Source organism: Nostoc sp. DSM 114161 (assembly GCF_052692665.1).
In genome coordinates, this window is record NZ_CP195141.1 from 6,276,262 (window position 1) to 6,292,309 (window position 16,048).

The window sequence follows — 16,048 nt, forward strand, 5'->3', positions numbered from 1 at the left end:
TGAACTGGGAACACTGCGATGCCCTTCAACCGAGAACCGCTTGGCTGTTACTTGATATTGTCGCAGAGATGGCGATCGCTCTCAGTAGTTACATTCCGATTATTCTGCAAATAATCATGTAACCATTCACAGCCACGCACCAGTAAGTTATCTAATTTATCTAGAGAATTTAGCTGTTGCAAATCCCACAAAATCACAGTGTTATCAGCACTGCCTAATGCCAGAGTCTTGTCATTGGGTGAAAAACTGACACTTAATATTTCTTTGCTATGTCCGCTAAGAGTTCTGATGAAAGTACCATTTACCCGCCAAAGTTTTACTGTCTTGTCATCACTGGCAGTAGCAATGATGCGATCGTTAGATGAGAAGCTCACACTTTTAACTTCATCGTTATGTCCGATCAGCTGTTTATAGAAGCGAAACTCACCTTTACTATCTTGCTTCCAAAGAATCGCCGTTTTATCATTACTGGTCGTGGCAATAATTTTGCCATCGTGTGAAAAGCTAACGCTATAAACCCAGCTTTTATGCCCGTTTTCTCCGGTGAGACTTTTGTAAATTTTAAACTTTTGATTGCGATCGCGCTGCCAAAGTTTTATCGTGTTGTCATCACTTGCTGAAGCAACAAATTTACTATCTGGCGACCAAGCTACACTTCTGACCCAATCGCGATGAGCTTTGAGAGTTTGGTAAGGTAGGGTTTCAAACTCACCCTTGCCATCTCGCCGCCAAATTTTCACTGTATTGTCCACACCACCCGCAGCCAGAAGTTGACCGTCGGGTGAAAAACTCACATCTAATATCTTGTCGCTATCGTCAGTTAGAGTTTTAATAAAGCTACCGTCCTGCTTCCAGAGTTTTACAGTTTTATCTCCACTAGCAGAAGCAATTATTTGCCCATGGGGTGAGAAAGTGACACTATTAACCTGATCTTTATGCCCCTCAAGAGTTCTGAACAAGATGCCATCAGCAGATTTCCAAAGTTTCACCGTTTTGTCATAACTAGCTGAGGCAATTATTTTGCCATTAGGTGAGAAACTTACCTTATTAACCCGATCGCTATGAGAATTGAGGGTACTTAGCACACCACTTCCTAGCCGACCACCTTTGATGGTACTGTTAGCGCAACCAGACGCATGTACCAAACTTCCAGCATCAAGCTGCCAAATTTTAATCGTACTGTCAGCACTGGCGGTGACAAGAACGTTGCAATCAGGTGAGAAACGGGCAGCATAAACACCATTAGTATGCCCTAAGAGAGTTGTCAGTAATGTACCACCAAGCTTGTCATCAGACTTTTTATCAAGCTTCCAAAGCTTCACTGTTTTGTCTTGGCTAGCTGAGGCAATTATCTGGCCATCTGGACTAAAACTCACGTTCATCACTCTCTCTCTATGCCCCTCAAAAACTGTTAACTCTCTGCCGTTTAAGTTCCAAACTTTTACCAAGTTGTCCCGGCCCGCAGTAGCAATTGTTTTGCCATCGGGCGACCAAGCTACAGCCCAAACAAAGTCTTTATGGGTATTCTTAAAAGTCCTAATATATGTGCCGTCGCGTGTCCAAAGTTTCACTGTTCTATCCCGGCTACCAGTAGCAATTATTTTGCCATCAGGTGAGAAAGCAACGCTAGTAACTCCATCTGTATGCCCGTGTTTATATACATCTTTATATCCCTCGATTGTTTTTATAGCAGTGCCATCGCTGTGCCAAAGTTTGACAGTGCTGTCTCGACTCGCTGTAGCAAATATCTGACCATCTGGAGAAAAACCTATCCCATAAACTCCGTTGCTATTACCATTTTTGCTATGGTGAGCTGGCAATTCTTTGAACTTTGTAAATTGATTACCGTCACGCTTCCAAAGTATTACAAAACCATCGAAATCACCTGAAGCAATTATCTGATTATCAGGTGAGAAATTAACGCTTAAGACTTTATCTTTATGTCCTTTAATAGTTTGTATTAATTTACCTTCACGATTCCATAGTTTTACCGTGTGGTCAAAACTAGCTGAGGCAATTATTTTACCGTTAGGTGATAAATTCATGCCCCAGATTAGACCTTGATGACCTTCTAAACGATTGCGTTCGACTAACCAGTAAACTGGTTGTTGTAGTGCTGTTACAACTTGTGTAGCAATGTATTCTTTATCCTGATTTTGGATAGCAGACAATTGTTTTAACAATATCCCTGCCTTAATGCCTTCTTTGAGAGCATCAAACCTTTGACCTGAAGCGAAAAGTGCCTCTGAAGTTTTACTAATGGCTATGATTCGGTTCTTTTCTACTTCTCGTTTTTGAGATTCTACTTCTCGTGTTTGAGATTTTGCTTGCACCCAATATTTTACTGAAAAAACTGCCAGAATTGTCATCATAGCAACTCCAGCGATCGCCCAGTTACGTTGACGTTTGAGAACGCGATTTAGCCGTGCTTCAGCTTGTTGTCGTTTTTCCTTTTCCTTTTTACGTTCTTCTAGTTCTCTTGCTTGTTGTGACTGTCTAATGAAAGATACGAGATAGTCATGAACCAGTTGATATAAATTAGTAGGTTTTTCCGGAATATTTAACACCAGACCAGAACCGACTAAAATTTCTAAAACTAAATTTAGTTGTTCTTCATTGGAGATAATATCTGCTGTTTTTAAATCTTCTACTAAATTGTCAGCAGTTTTCAGGGGACGAGTGCGATTTTCGTCTGTGAGTAAATATAAAACTACTCTGGCACAACGTTCATTTTCAAAACCACAGTCTTTAATAACTTCTTCTAAAAATCCCTCGACCAACTTTTCTTTTGTGCCTGCCTGAAGATATTTTTCTAAAGTTGTAATTTTATGTGTTTGGAGTTGCGCTCCCACAATTTGTAACTCAATGGGGCGTACTTCTCCCTGGTCTGATAAATCTTCCAGTAATTTATCAATTAATACAGGTTCTAAATAAAAGTTGGTTTGCTTAGTTAAACTCTGGACAACAGCTTTGGCATCTTCCGAAGATAAATTTTTTAATTCATAACGAATATTCTTATCTAAAATATTATTATTAAGTGCTGTAAAATTAAACAGGCGATCGCATTCCAATAAATAATGCAAATAATCTTCTCTCAAACAAAGAATCACCTTCACAAAAGGAATATCTAAGCAAAGGTACAAAAATTTATAAAATGACTGCCTTTTAGTTTTATCTGTATAAACAAAGAAAAATTCTTCAACCTGATCGAAAATTAAAACTGTTAACAGATTGCGCTCGGCATTTTTATGTAAATTTTCACATATAGATTCTATGGAAATACTAGAAGTAACATTATTCACTAAACGTTTTCCTAATATCCCCATCCAATCTGTATAGACTCTTACGACAATAGGTAATACATCGCGAGCATCAATTGATTGCAGTTGCAGAGCAGGTATTAAACCACCGATCAAAATCGAACTTTTGCCGACACCGGAATGACCGTGAAATACAGTTAATTTATGGTCATTCCGGCTCATTCTTTCTCGTAACCTATCCACATCTTTTTGCCGACCAGAAACAGCAATTTCTTGGGCAACTTTTACTGAATTTTCTACTTGCACTAGAGCCGGATTAATGACCTCATACTGAGGATTTAAATAAGCTGCTCCAATGAATGCGCGAAAACCATATTGATGTTCAATTTGAATTTGTTCTTGTTTAATCTGAAAAGCTTCGAGATATTGAAGTTGTTGATAATAAATTCCTCGTAAACTTTTTAATATAGAAATATAAAGCTCTGGATCGTATTGAGGTTTAGTTTTTTGTTTGGCAGTTTTTAGAGTAATTAAAGCATCTTGTATCTTCTTAAGCTGCTGTTGCGCTCTGGCTAGTGCAAATAAATACCAACCCTGATGATAATATAAGACTAATTCTAAATTAGCATTGGCTTCAGTAGATTGATTAGCAGCTACAACAGAAAGGGCTTGTTCCGCAGCTTGTTTGGCTTTATTCCAATCAGATTTAGCCAGCGCTACCTCAGAAATAAATCCATAAGCTCTAGCTTCTCTAAACCAATCAGGATAAGTTTGATATAGCTTTAAAGCTTTTTGTGCAACCTTTTCTAATTCATTCCACAGTTCGAGTTTTTGCAGTACTTCTCCTAGAGCATTGATAAATTTTGCGATTAAGTCGGGACGATTTGCTTGTTCAAATACCTCCAGACATTTTTGATAATAATCTTTAGCTTGTAAGCAAGCAGGTTGCTCTTCTGTTAAATGTTGCACTGCATAAGTACGCCACCATAACCCCAAATTGTACAGTACACATCCTTGGTGCTCTAATTTAGAAATCTGCTGCCAAAGTGTTAAACTGCGTTCATAATGCTGGCGTGACTGTTCCATCGAAACCGCATCTCGACCGAGAACAAATTCTAAACTAGCTTCTAGTTCTGCATCTAACTTCACACCCCGTATTTGGAGTTCGGCTTGTGCTGATTCCAGTTCCACGCGCTGCGGCGAACCAATTGCGAGATTGAGTGCAGAATTATCAAGAAATTTTCCTGCACCAGCATCTAAAACCTGGTCAAAAACTGACTCAGCAGTTTGTTTAATTAATTTAATTAAATCAGTGGTAGCGATCGCAGTGGAAATTATTGTTGCCCAATTCTCGAAATCTGTTGCTAATCTTATCAACTTTTGTAGAACTTGGTCATTAACGAATAAAATTACCGGAAACGGGAAATTTTTTCTAAACTCCTCTCGTACTTGGTTAGCTGAAGTTAAAACTGTATCAATATCTTTAACCGATTCCAAACCAAAAACCATTAACGCTGGTGGCTGTTCATCTGCGAGTTCTTCACCTATACAGGTGTAAAGAGTTTTGACTGACGTAGGTAAGGTGATTTCACGGATTTTAATAGGAGATAGTTCGTGCAGGCGTTGTACTATATTCTGACGTAAAACTGCATAGTTACAACGCAGTAAAATCAGGGAAAATTCTCCTTGAGAAAGGGTAATTGCTCGCACCAGAGTTTGTAATGAACGTTCATTCTCAACGGTCAAATGTTCTGGCTCGTTCTGATTAGTCATAACCCGAATTCCTTAGCTTCAGCCAAAATAGGATTAATATCAAACCACGAACCTTCCTCATTTCGGTATTCAAATACAAACATACTGCGAAGCAAAAGTTCGTATCTTTCATGACCTCTTAAGCTTTTCTCTTGCGCCACTTCACGCAATACTTCCCATTCATCAGCTGTAATTGCTAAAGTTAGCTCGTTGCAGCGTTGTTTAATCACTCTATTAACGCATTCTTGGGACAGAGGCGGGTCTTGTTGTTGGAGACAGCGAAATAATAACATTAGCAAATTTCGTAAATGACCGCCGCTAACTAAGCACAGCCTTTCTAAAGTGTTAGGACTATCAAAAACTTCAGTTATTAAATGCTGGCTTTGTTCCCAACTGACACCAGGAAAAGCCCTAGCCATGACCATTTGTTGCAGCAGTGTAATTCCTTGGGAAAATTGCGAACCATTCTGTAGTTGTACTGGAACCATCGGCAAAACCTTGGGGTCTACGCCAAAGCGATTTGTTAACCTGCCTAAAGCATTGGAAAAAATCAAGACTAGGGGAATAGTATAAACAACATGACAATTTAGTTGATTTAACTGTTCGCCGCGTTCTACAAACAGATATTCTGGTTGATAATAACCGGAAGGTTTTAAAGAATTATCAACTCGGTCAAGATTATCGACAATTACCACTAGTCCTTTTTTACCTTGCTGCTTGAGTTTTTCTCTCGCAGGCTTGAGTAATTCTTTGTTTATTGATTCTAAAATGCCATTGGTGCGCGGCTCTAAATATTGTCGCAATTGGCCGCGAAGTTTGGGACTATCTTTAGTTTTGGCAGTGATTTTAGCAATACCCACAGATAATTCAGCCTCAACACCAATGTCTAAAGGTGTTTGCAAAAAATCAGAAATTTCATGAAACAGACTTTTAAAGTATCCTGGCTTCAGGTTAATTTTGATTGTTTCCAGACTTTGACTAACTTCACGAGCGATCGCCAGTAAAATATCTGTAACATCAATATCAGCCATATCCAGGCTTTGGCTAGACTCAAAATAAACCGTATGAAAGCCCTGCTGTTCTAACTCTGCCTTTAGCCGCAGTAATTCAGTAGACTTACCACAGCCGATATGTCCGGTAAATAATTGACAGGTAGGTTCTTCCGGTGAAAGGCGAGTAATAGTCCGCCCAAGTTCCTCGATAATTCTGGCACCCCGTACTTTGGAAAAATCAATATAATACTGCCTATCTTCCGGTTTGCTTGTTACCAGAGTCTTGGCAGGGTTGCAAGCCTGAAAAAACCTGACTAAATCTAGTTTCATGACCAATTACCCGATATCACCTTGACACTCTTCCCCATCTCAGTGATTATACAGATCGCAAAGCTGATATTTCGGATAATTAGCCTCATAATTCCCAATCATCTTTGGTGAACCCACATTGGGCAGGCTAGTTAAGAAAGAAGATAATATTTTCGACAAAGAGCACCAAAAAACTGGAGAATCCATTATACATCCTAGTGCCCTCTATACTACTAAAAAAGATTTAGTTTTAAGAAAAGTAGGTAGTCTCAAAGATGAAAAAATTGACAAAGTTATCACTGCAATCATAGAAATTCTCCAAGAACCTCCAAGCTCTCCAACTCCTGCATCTAAAGCTTTAGAGCGTGGTAAACCTCCTAAGAAATAAATTTTGCAATTCTATTTCACGCTCGACCTCATTTAGCAACATCTTATTTTTTATTTTTCGACAATTGCCAAATTTTCCAGATATAACTAGAGATCCAATTCGTCATAATATGAGCAGCGATGGGCACTAATAAGTTGCCACTGAGCAAGGCACTATATCCTAATATCATGCCGACAATGGTTGCCCAAACTACATAGGGCCATTGTTGAGAACCACTCAGGTGTAAGACACCAAAGCAAAGACTAGATACAATAACAGCTAGATGGTCAAAACCTAAAGCTGGCAGCATCACTCCCCGAAATAACAATTCTTCACTCAAACCAGGTAGCAAACCTAACCAAATTAAGTCTGGTAAGGCTAAAGGCTTTAAGATTATTTCTAGATAAAAATCTGCACTTTTGCGGTAGGAACTCCAAAGGCGATAAGTTAAGCCACTTAATGCGGTGATAGCAACCCCTAACCCTACACCTAATAGCAAATCTGTTTGGTTAAAGTTCCAGGAAAATAGAGAAAAGTTGCCAAAGTACAACGATAGTTTGGCGACTATAAACAAAATGATTGCAGTAGCTCCCATAGCTACAAGTACTTGGAAGCGCGTTAGATATGGAATTTCTGGTTCTTGCTTTTGTTGTTCAATCACGGGTTTTTAGAAAATGGGGCATCCCTTCGACTACGCTCAGGGCAAGTGGGCATTGGGCATGGGGCATTGGGCATTGGGTATTGGTTATTCACAAATGACTAATGACAAATGACTAATGACTAATGACCAATAATTACTGGTTGCAAAGACGATAATTTAGGACGAAGAACGCAGGGATCGATGCCTGCTTTATGTGCCACCAATACGCCCACTGCCTCTAAATATGAGTTTACCTGTATGGATTTGATCCCCAACGGTTGGGGAGGAACTTTTATAACAGTTTTATTTTCTTCTACTGTAATTATTTGGCATGGTGTTTGGCTTAAACTCAGTAAGGCGCTACTACCACAAGCATTTGCAGGTACGACAAGAGCATCCACTCCATCTGCCCAAATATCTTCTTGTTTTAATCCTATCGCTTTTCTTTCAACTATAAATTGCGGGGCACGACTCAAACCGACGAGGACGCACGGTAAAAATGTGTAACCCAATTCCTCAGCAGCGGAACGCGGCGATAAGTCCAGTTCTGGAGGTGTGCTAGCAAGAGCTGGTGAATGGGCACAAGGAATTTGAAAGGTTCGTACAATTAAGTGGCTAATTACAGCTTCTGCACCCGCTAGAGAATCAACTCCTTCACCCTGGCGGTATTTTTGTAGTGCCTCTTCATCCATATCATCTGGGAAACGGGCTACAACTGCGATCGCTTCTGCCCCAGCTTTTTTTATCAGTATTTCCGCTGCCCTTAACAAGCTATCGGGCTTACCAATTGTTCCCCAACTTGCACCCGATGAAGTAGTCCGTAATTCTACATTTAATGGTGCATCTGTGATGACATAATCTGTTAAAGTCAATCCCAGAGTCGCTCTAGCTGCGTCGGCTGCTTGTAGGTGTCTTAGCCGTAACTCTGGTTCAATACCTTGATCTAAAAGCAAACCTATCTTGTTATTCCGCACTGGACGCAAACCCCAGCATCCAGCAGCGAATTTGTCAAGTCCGAAACCTTCAACGTAGAAAGCATTGGGGAGATTCCAGTACAAATTTGCGCCATTGAGGACATTGGGGTGAGTAATCAGGCGATCGCAAACCTGTGCTATAAGTTTGGCAATAGGCAAAGCGTCTCCAGCGTAACCGCCAATAGCAGCCCCAACGCCAGTTGGTACAATTAAAATAGCAGTGTATGGATGCATATAATGGGCATAGGGCATGGGGCATTGGGCATGGGTAAGAGAATCGAAGACAAGGAGAAATGGGGAAAAGGGGAAGGAAGAGGATAAAGCAACAAAGGGAAAGACTGATTGCAAGTTTTCTCTGTGTCACCTTACCCTATGCCCTATGCCCTATGCCCTATGCCCAACTCTAACTCTTAGTCGTGACAACAGCTTCAACTGTAGCCTTTTGCTGGGCAACATCTACAGAAGTAACAGCCCAACGTAGCGGTTCGCCTTGTTTCTTTAACTCTGTTTCGATTGTTTTGAGTAATTCTGCGGGAGTCTCTTGCAGGTCGATTTCTGCGGTAATAAAATGAGTTGTCATCGCCCTAAATCCTGTTGATTTTTAGTTTATACAATAGCTTATCAGGTGCGATGAAATACTGATATGATTTTCCAGTTTTTCTAATCATGGTAGTGAACAGTCATTCAGCTATCAATAAATCAACGCTTATACTGATAACTGTTCACTGATACATATTTGCTCAATTATTAGTCTTTGCCAAATTGCAACTGATAAAGTGTGTCTTCTTTTTCAGTCTCAATTTTTAGATCGGAAAGGGGTTTGGCAACACAAAGCAATACGTAACCTTGTTGTTGTAAATGCGGACTAACGCCCATACCATCAGCTTGATCTACCTTTCCCTCGCTGATTTGACCGGCACAAGTCGTACAAACACCTGCATGGCAAGAAGCCGGCAATTCTAAACCAGCTGCCTCGGCAACTGATAAGATGGTTTCATTTTCCGGGACTTGTAAAGTATGAATTTGGCCTTGGTGATGAATTTCTACGGTGTAAGTTTTGGGCATATTCAAAAAAAGTTTTAAGCGACGGGCAAATTTTTTATTATATCGGAATTATTTACAAATCTCCAGATATCACCACGCCGAATATTTTATAGATTATCAGGGTCGATATTTAATTCTCGTAACTTGGCGGCTAGGCGTTCTGCACGCTGCTTTTCTTGTTTTGCTAATTCTTGCGGTGTCGGCACTAACTGTCCTTGCGCTGTAAAATAGCGTAATTGATTGTTCTGCACGCCTAAATACAAATCTAACTGCTGACTCCATAACCAACCTTGGGGGTTTGGTTCTATTGGTTGGTAATTCCCATCTACTAAATGAAACCCTACAAATTCTAAATTATCCGGGTCAAACCAAAAATACTCCGGCGTGCGAAAGATATCTTGGTAAATTTGTTTTTTTAAACCTTTGTCTGTGGTTTTTGTGGAAGACGAAAACAACTCAACAATGATATTCGGATATTTACCATCTTCTTGCCAAATCACCCAACTTTTACGCGGTTTTTTTCGCATCATAACACCACAAAAAAGTCTGGGCCGCGAAATTCTTCTGATTTAAGTTGACGTTGGCTATAGTAAATTGTCAAATTTCCCGCCGCATAAAAATCATTGCGATTTCGTCACTGTAGATATCTCCTAGTGGAAATATTATATCTTATGCTGGTTCTAAATCTTGGGCAACTGATATGACTTTATTAGCGCTAGGGTTAATATTAAGTTTCGATAGTTACTTATCATAAAGTTTATTAATGTAGGTTGGGCTTTCTGTGTGTGAAACCCAAGATAAACAAGGATAAAATGCTGGGTTACCCTACGGTAAGCCTCCCAAAGGGCGTCTACGTTCCTCAAACGTCACTTACTTCTTTTGTGGTTGCCGCTATGCTAATAAGGCTCTTAACCCGTTCAAAGTAGTGGCTCCTTAACCTACAGATATTATAAGTGTTTAAATGAACTTGATATAAGATAATTGGATGAACGGCTGCCTATTGCACTCACTAACAAATTTTAATCATCAATATTGTAATCTGGACTCTTAAAATTGCAACATTAAGGCTTAAAGTTACAACATTAACGATACTTTAAACAAGTTTTGGAAGATTTACGGTGTCTAACTCCCCGACTTATTTTAAAAATCGGGTATATATTTTTTTACGAATGACTATATAATAAAACTTTCTTTGCATTAACCGATAACTTCCGTAAAATTAAAATTGAATGACCCGTTTTATACACGATAAATTCGCCAAAGACTATCTAGAAGAATTATTAAAAAATTACGGAGAAGTCAAAGCATCAGAAAAAGTTTCAGGAGAGATTAAAGAAATAGATGTTTTATTCACTCCTGCCAAACAGCAAAGCTCTAATTTAGAAATATTAGGTTTGTTAGGAAGATTTGCAGAACATCCTGCACTCATAGAACCCTTCCGCAATCCAGCTTCTACTGATGAAATATGCGACTGTATTGTAAAATTATTAGAAGTAAAGGCTCTCTTACGACGAGAAGCTAAAACTAATAAAACTAAACTTCAGGACTCGGAAATTCCTAAATTGTGGGTTCTGACACCTACCGTATCTGCAACTAGGTTGTCTAGCTTTGGAACTATGCAACAAGCAAGTTGGTCACCAGGAGTACATTTTCTGCCAGATGCCTTACGGACAGCAATTGTGGCGATACATCAACTACCGCCAACACCGGAGACTTTATGGTTGAGGCTTTTGGGTAGAGGAAGCGTGCAGTCACAAGCAATTATTGAGTTGCAGACCTTACCATTAGATCATCCATATCAAAAAGCAACCCTGGAATTAGTTTACAACTTGCGTGAAAATTTAAGAGTAAATCAAGAATTAGAAGCAGACGATCGGGAGTTAATTATGCGACTAGAACCACTTTATCAAAGAAACAGAGAACAAGCCAAAGAAGAAGGCAGACAAGAAGGCAGACAAGAAGGAAGACAAGAAGGCAGACAGGAAGGAGAAAGAGATTTAATACTGCGTCTACTTAATCGCCGTATTGGTGAAATTGATGCGTTATTAATTGAGCGAATTACAGGATTATCAATTGAAGAATTAGAAAACTTAGGAGAGGCATTATTAGATTTTTCTAGTATTGCTGACTTAGAAGCTTGGTTAAACCAACAATTAGAATAAATGCTCAGTAAATTAATTAATTTATAACTAAGGTGGAGTTTACAGCAACACTTAGAGGTTGTTTTGAAAGTGCTTAGCTGTGAATTTAGGCACTTATCGATCCCCCTAACCTCCCTTAAAAAGGAAGGAAACAGAACCAAAGTCCCCCTTTTTGAAGGGTGATTTAGGCGAATCTAAAAGTATTTGCTACATCACTAAGGAGTTTTAAAACATCCTCTAAACGAGTTTATTCGGAGTCTATAAAAAGTTAAAAATATTTGAGAGACGAAAACTAAACTTTCAGTATAAAACTAAATTGCTAATAAGCTATTACTAGTAAAGCTTTGAGTAATAAAAGTAAGGTAAACTTTTATAGCAAAGTCTTGCCTAAAAATATTTCATAATTAAGAGTAGAACAGGCCAACGGAGAATACAAAAATGCTAGAACAATACCGTCAACACGTTGTAGAAAGGGCAGCATTAGGAATCCCCCCCTTACCGTTGGATGCGAAGCAAACCTCAGAATTATGTGAATTACTGAAGAATCCGCCCAAGGGTGAAGAAGATACATTATTGCATTTATTGAGCGATCGCGTCCCCCCCGGTGTTGATGCTGCTGCTTATGTAAAAGCTGGATTTCTCACAGCTATTGCCAAGAAAGAAATCACCAGCCCCTTAATTTCCCCCATACAAGCAGTGCAATTGCTGGGTACAATGGTGGGCGGCTATAACGTGCAAGCTTTAATTGATTTGCTGCAATTCGCCACTGTATCGGTTTCAGACTCTTCCGAAACGCCATTGGTGATGGGAGGACAAGGAAAGGAACCCATTGCTGCTTACGCCGCCAATGCCTTAAGCAAAATTTTGTTGGTGTACGATGCATTCCATGATGTTTTGGAGTTATCGAAAACCAATCCTTTTGCCAAACTAGTAGTTGACTCTTGGGCTGAAGCGGAATGGTTTACCGCCCGCCCGACTGTACCGAAAGCAATTACTGTTACAGTTTTTAAAGTCCCTGGCGAAACCAACACCGATGACTTATCGCCCGCCCAAAGCGCCACAACTCGCCCGGATATTCCCTTACACGCCTTAGTGATGTTAGAGTCACGGCAACCGGGAAGTTTACAAACCATTGCCGAACTGAAAAAGAAAGGACATCCCGTAGCTTACGTAGGAGATGTAGTTGGTACGGGTTCCTCCCGCAAGTCTGCTATCAATTCGGTGTTGTGGCACTTGGGAAATGATATACCTTATGTGCCAAACAAACGCGCTGGGGGATATATTTTAGGTGGTGCGATCGCGCCTATCTTCTTTAACACAGCTGAAGATGCCGGTGCTTTACCTATCCAGTGCGATGTCACCAAATTAGAAACTGGCATGGTAATTACCATCCATCCCTACAAAGGTGAAATCACCAACGAAGCAGGCGAAGTCATTTCTACCTTCACCCTCAAACCAGATACCATCCTCGATGAAGTCCGTGCAGGTGGACGCATCCCCCTACTTATCGGGCGTACCCTCACCGATAAAACACGCCTTGCACTGGGTTTACCACCCAGTACCGTCTTTATCCGTCCCCAACAACCCAACGACACAGGCAAAGGCTACACCCTAGCACAAAAAATCGTCGGTAAAGCTTGCGGCTTACCTGGCGTCCGTCCCGGTACATCTTGCGAACCCATCATGACCACCGTTGGTTCTCAAGATACCACAGGCCCCATGACCCGCGACGAATTGAAAGAACTCGCTTGTCTCGGTTTTAGTGCAGACTTAGTAATGCAGAGTTTCTGTCACACAGTAGCTTATCCCAAACCAGTAGACATTAAAACTCACCACGACCTCCCCGACTTCTTTGCCCAACGTGGCGGTGTCGCCTTGCGTCCCGGCGATGGTATCATCCACTCTTGGTTAAACCGGATGCTGCTACCCGACACCGTAGGAACTGGCGGCGACTCCCACACCCGCTTCCCCTTAGGAATTTCCTTCCCCGCTGGTTCTGGCTTAGTAGCCTTTGCTGCGGCGTTGGGCGTCATGCCATTAGATATGCCAGAGTCAGTTTTGGTAAGATTTAAAGGTGAATTACAACCCGGCGTTACGCTGCGGGATATCGTTAACGCCATTCCCTACGTAGCAATTCAAAAAGGTTTGCTAACAGTAGAAAAGCAAAACAAGAAAAATGTCTTCTCCGGGCGAATTTTAGAAATTGAAGGTTTGCCAGATTTAAAAGTCGAACAAGCCTTTGAACTCGCCGACGCCACCGCCGAACGTTCTTGTGCGGGTTCTACCATTAAGCTGAGTGTAGAGACAATTTCTGAATATCTGCGTTCCAACGTTGCACTTTTGAAAAACCTGATAGCACGGGGCTATCACGATGCGCGTACCATCCTCCGCCGCATTGCCAAAATGGAAGAATGGTTAGCAAATCCCGTGTTATTAGAAGCCGACGCCGATGCCGAGTATGCAGAAATAATTGAAATTGATTTGAACGAAATCAAAGAACCAATTGTTGCTGCTCCCAATGACCCCGATAATGTTAAATTATTATCGGAAGTTGCTAACGACCCAGTGCAAGAAGTATTCCTGGGTTCATGTATGACAAATATCGGTCATTATCGAGCAATGGCGAAAGTTTTGGAAGGCGCTGGAGAAGTAAAAACCCGCCTGTGGATAGCACCACCAACCCGCATGGACGAACACCAATTAAAAGAAGAAGGAGTGTACGCCATTTTTGGGGCTGCGGGTGCGAGAACAGAAATCCCTGGATGCAGTTTGTGTATGGGAAATCAGGCGCGAGTTGCTGATGGGACAACAGTGTTTTCAACTTCGACACGCAACTTCAATAATCGCATGGGCAAAGATGCACGAGTGTATCTTGGTTCGGCAGAATTAGCCGCAGTTTGCGCTTTGCTAGGACGCATTCCCACAGTGCAAGAATATTTAGATATTGTGGCGAAGAAAATCGATCCTTTTGCTAATGATTTGTATCGCTATTTGAACTTCGATCAAATTGTCGGTTTTGAGGATGAAGGAAGAGTGATTGCGTTGGAAGATATGCCTAAACTTGAGGATATTTTAGGTATGCCAACAGCGGCGAGGTAGGTAGTTTTTCGCTAAGAGAGTTTGATCCGCCAAGAAGCAAAGCAGGCTAATAAGAAGATAATATTAAGTTCTCTTAAATTCTTGGCGGTTTTTACTTAATCAATATTATTCCTTTAGAGAAGTCATGATCATATGTGTCCTGTAATAACATATACATATATTATCTCTGTGGATTTAAGCAATCTACCAAAACCATTACTATATGCTTCAGTTGCTGTTTTTTTACTTGTTGTAGGTTACGGTGCAGCGAAGCACGTTCCAGGGCTTAACGGCTCAAATGAGCAAAATCCTAACAATCAATCTTCTAAAACTTCAGACTCAAAGAGTGTCAAAGTACTTGTTTTGGATGAAGAATCTCAACAGCCTATAGTTGGTGCAAAAGTAATAATGGACTCTGAAGGTGGTGTTGATTCAGACACAACTGATAATTTAGGTTTTTTTCGAGTTCAAATACCAACTACAGATTATGTAAGAATTAGGTTGAGTAAAGATGGTTGTAAACCTTTTAACCAAAATATTAATTTACTAAGTAACCCTGATAGACCTAAACAACTTATGCTGAAATGTTCCAAAACTAATACATTTAAGCCTAATAAATAACTGATCTAGTATTTCAATGTCATCACTACGCCAGCATTTTCAGCGTATAAAAGAAATAGTAGATTGGAGTTGGACACTAGCGCTGCTATGTCTTATTGGCTATATAACTCTAGGGCAACTGGCCCAATTATACTGGGCAATGCTGTTTTTAGGAGGTGTTGCAGGTAGTTTTGGTCTTTTTTATGAATTTTCTTGTCAAAAATTAGTAGAGCTAGATTTTTTAGATGCATACGAGCTCCAGAAAGCTAACGTTTCAGCTACTGAAGCTCAATTTATACTTAGAAAATTTTCTAACAGAAATCCTAGAATTACAAACCAACATTTAGATTTTATTCGAGCTAGAGAACAAGTAAATAATACTAAAGAAAAGTCTTATACTAGATTTCAAGATATAGTAAATCAACAAAGACATAGAACTCAACAAAAACCATCACAACCATCCCAAAAAACACAAACACCTCCGACAAAACAGCCACCTCTACCAAGCTCAACACAAGCTAGATCGATACCACCTACAACACCAAAATTAACTAGAGCAAGTAAGGCAAGACTTACTCTAGGAGAATATAGGTATATTTCTAATCAAAATGATTATGAATTCGTCCGAGGATACTTAAAAAGAAATGGAACTTGGGTAGATGGATATTATAGACGAAAGCGAAGGAAGTGATAGGGTGTGTTATGCCGAAGGCTAACAGTCAATTAATGCGAAAGAGTGCGGGTTACTGGCTTACTTTATGTCTAGAAAAAGGATTGGTAGGACAAAGGATAACTCAAGAAGTAGCAATCATCAACTTAATCAAATAATGGCTCTTTTTTGCCACTCTATAAAATAATATAAATAATCTTGATTTCTCACATCGTAAGCCC

11 protein-coding genes and 1 pseudogene are annotated in these 16,048 nt (G+C 40.2%); 5 read left to right on the top strand and 7 right to left on the bottom strand.

Going from position 1 to position 16,048, the window contains the following annotated elements:
- Window positions 1–47: 47 nt before the first annotated feature.
- Together NSTC745_RS26510 and NSTC745_RS26515 are read right to left on the bottom strand one after the other, a co-directional pair.
- Window positions 48–5,033 carry a WD40 domain-containing protein gene (locus NSTC745_RS26510; protein ID WP_445633645.1) on the bottom strand — a complete coding sequence of 1,662 codons (4,986 nt, stop codon included), beginning with the start codon at window positions 5,031–5,033 and terminating at the stop codon, window positions 48–50.
- On the bottom strand, window positions 5,030–6,334 hold the full coding sequence (locus NSTC745_RS26515; protein WP_445633646.1) for a P-loop NTPase fold protein: 1,305 nt from the start codon (window positions 6,332–6,334) through the stop codon (window positions 5,030–5,032). The genes NSTC745_RS26510 and NSTC745_RS26515 overlap by 4 nt, the downstream gene beginning before the upstream one ends.
- Window positions 6,335–6,452: 118 nt before the next feature.
- On the opposite strand from NSTC745_RS26515, the gene NSTC745_RS26520 reads away from it, so the two are divergent.
- Window positions 6,453–6,701 (top strand): hypothetical protein, encoded by a 249-nt coding sequence (locus tag NSTC745_RS26520; protein WP_445633647.1) that lies wholly within the window; start codon window positions 6,453–6,455, stop codon window positions 6,699–6,701.
- Window positions 6,702–6,744: 43 nt separating this feature from the next.
- On the opposite strand, the gene NSTC745_RS26525 is transcribed toward NSTC745_RS26520, so the two are convergent.
- The 5 genes and pseudogenes from NSTC745_RS26525 to NSTC745_RS26545 form a co-directional block, all read right to left on the bottom strand.
- Window positions 6,745–7,341 (bottom strand): CPBP family intramembrane glutamic endopeptidase, encoded by a 597-nt coding sequence (locus NSTC745_RS26525; protein WP_445633648.1) that lies wholly within the window; start codon window positions 7,339–7,341, stop codon window positions 6,745–6,747.
- Between the two features lie 119 nt (window positions 7,342–7,460).
- The gene (locus NSTC745_RS26530; RefSeq protein WP_445638694.1) at window positions 7,461–8,528 is read right to left on the bottom strand and encodes a DUF3326 domain-containing protein; all 1,068 of its coding nucleotides are present in this window, start codon (window positions 8,526–8,528) and stop codon (window positions 7,461–7,463) included.
- A 169-nt stretch (window positions 8,529–8,697) separates the two neighbouring features.
- The gene (locus NSTC745_RS26535) at window positions 8,698–8,874 is read right to left on the bottom strand and encodes a hypothetical protein (protein WP_193916200.1); all 177 of its coding nucleotides are present in this window, start codon (window positions 8,872–8,874) and stop codon (window positions 8,698–8,700) included.
- A 167-nt stretch (window positions 8,875–9,041) separates the two neighbouring features.
- On the bottom strand, window positions 9,042–9,359 hold the full coding sequence (locus NSTC745_RS26540; RefSeq protein ID WP_096541654.1) for a 2Fe-2S iron-sulfur cluster-binding protein: 318 nt from the start codon (window positions 9,357–9,359) through the stop codon (window positions 9,042–9,044).
- Window positions 9,360–9,445: 86 nt separating this feature from the next.
- A pseudogene (locus tag NSTC745_RS26545) lies at window positions 9,446–9,972 on the bottom strand (Uma2 family endonuclease); the annotation flags it as partial.
- Between the two features lie 595 nt (window positions 9,973–10,567).
- Here NSTC745_RS26545 and NSTC745_RS26550 point away from each other — a divergent pair.
- From NSTC745_RS26550 to NSTC745_RS26565, 4 genes are all read left to right on the top strand, one after another.
- Window positions 10,568–11,500 carry a DUF4351 domain-containing protein gene (locus NSTC745_RS26550; protein WP_445633649.1) on the top strand — a complete coding sequence of 311 codons (933 nt, stop codon included), beginning with the start codon at window positions 10,568–10,570 and terminating at the stop codon, window positions 11,498–11,500.
- 417 nt (window positions 11,501–11,917) lie between these two features.
- Window positions 11,918–14,578 carry a bifunctional aconitate hydratase 2/2-methylisocitrate dehydratase gene (gene acnB, locus NSTC745_RS26555; RefSeq protein WP_445633650.1) on the top strand — a complete coding sequence of 887 codons (2,661 nt, stop codon included), beginning with the start codon at window positions 11,918–11,920 and terminating at the stop codon, window positions 14,576–14,578.
- 168 nt (window positions 14,579–14,746) lie between these two features.
- Window positions 14,747–15,178 carry a carboxypeptidase-like regulatory domain-containing protein gene (locus tag NSTC745_RS26560; RefSeq protein WP_445633651.1) on the top strand — a complete coding sequence of 144 codons (432 nt, stop codon included), beginning with the start codon at window positions 14,747–14,749 and terminating at the stop codon, window positions 15,176–15,178.
- 16 nt (window positions 15,179–15,194) lie between these two features.
- Window positions 15,195–15,848: a hypothetical protein gene (locus NSTC745_RS26565; RefSeq protein ID WP_445633652.1), complete on the top strand. Its 654-nt coding sequence runs from the start codon at window positions 15,195–15,197 to the stop codon at window positions 15,846–15,848.
- Window positions 15,849–16,048 lie beyond the last annotated feature (200 nt).

What these genes read in the sequence shown, in the direction of transcription:
- NSTC745_RS26510 (WP_445633645.1), bottom strand. Translation starts at nt 5,033, where the DNA reads ATGACTAATCAGAACGAGCCAGAACATTTGACCGTTGAGAATGAACGT.
- NSTC745_RS26515 (WP_445633646.1), bottom strand. Translation starts at nt 6,334, where the DNA reads ATGAAACTAGATTTAGTCAGGTTTTTTCAGGCTTGCAACCCTGCCAAG.
- NSTC745_RS26530 (WP_445638694.1), bottom strand. Translation starts at nt 8,528, where the DNA reads ATGCATCCATACACTGCTATTTTAATTGTACCAACTGGCGTTGGGGCT.
- NSTC745_RS26535 (WP_193916200.1), bottom strand. Translation starts at nt 8,874, where the DNA reads ATGACAACTCATTTTATTACCGCAGAAATCGACCTGCAAGAGACTCCC.
- NSTC745_RS26540 (WP_096541654.1), bottom strand. Translation starts at nt 9,359, where the DNA reads ATGCCCAAAACTTACACCGTAGAAATTCATCACCAAGGCCAAATTCAT.
- NSTC745_RS26550 (WP_445633649.1), top strand. Translation starts at nt 10,568, where the DNA reads ATGACCCGTTTTATACACGATAAATTCGCCAAAGACTATCTAGAAGAA.
- acnB (WP_445633650.1), top strand. Translation starts at nt 11,918, where the DNA reads ATGCTAGAACAATACCGTCAACACGTTGTAGAAAGGGCAGCATTAGGA.
- NSTC745_RS26565 (WP_445633652.1), top strand. Translation starts at nt 15,195, where the DNA reads ATGTCATCACTACGCCAGCATTTTCAGCGTATAAAAGAAATAGTAGAT.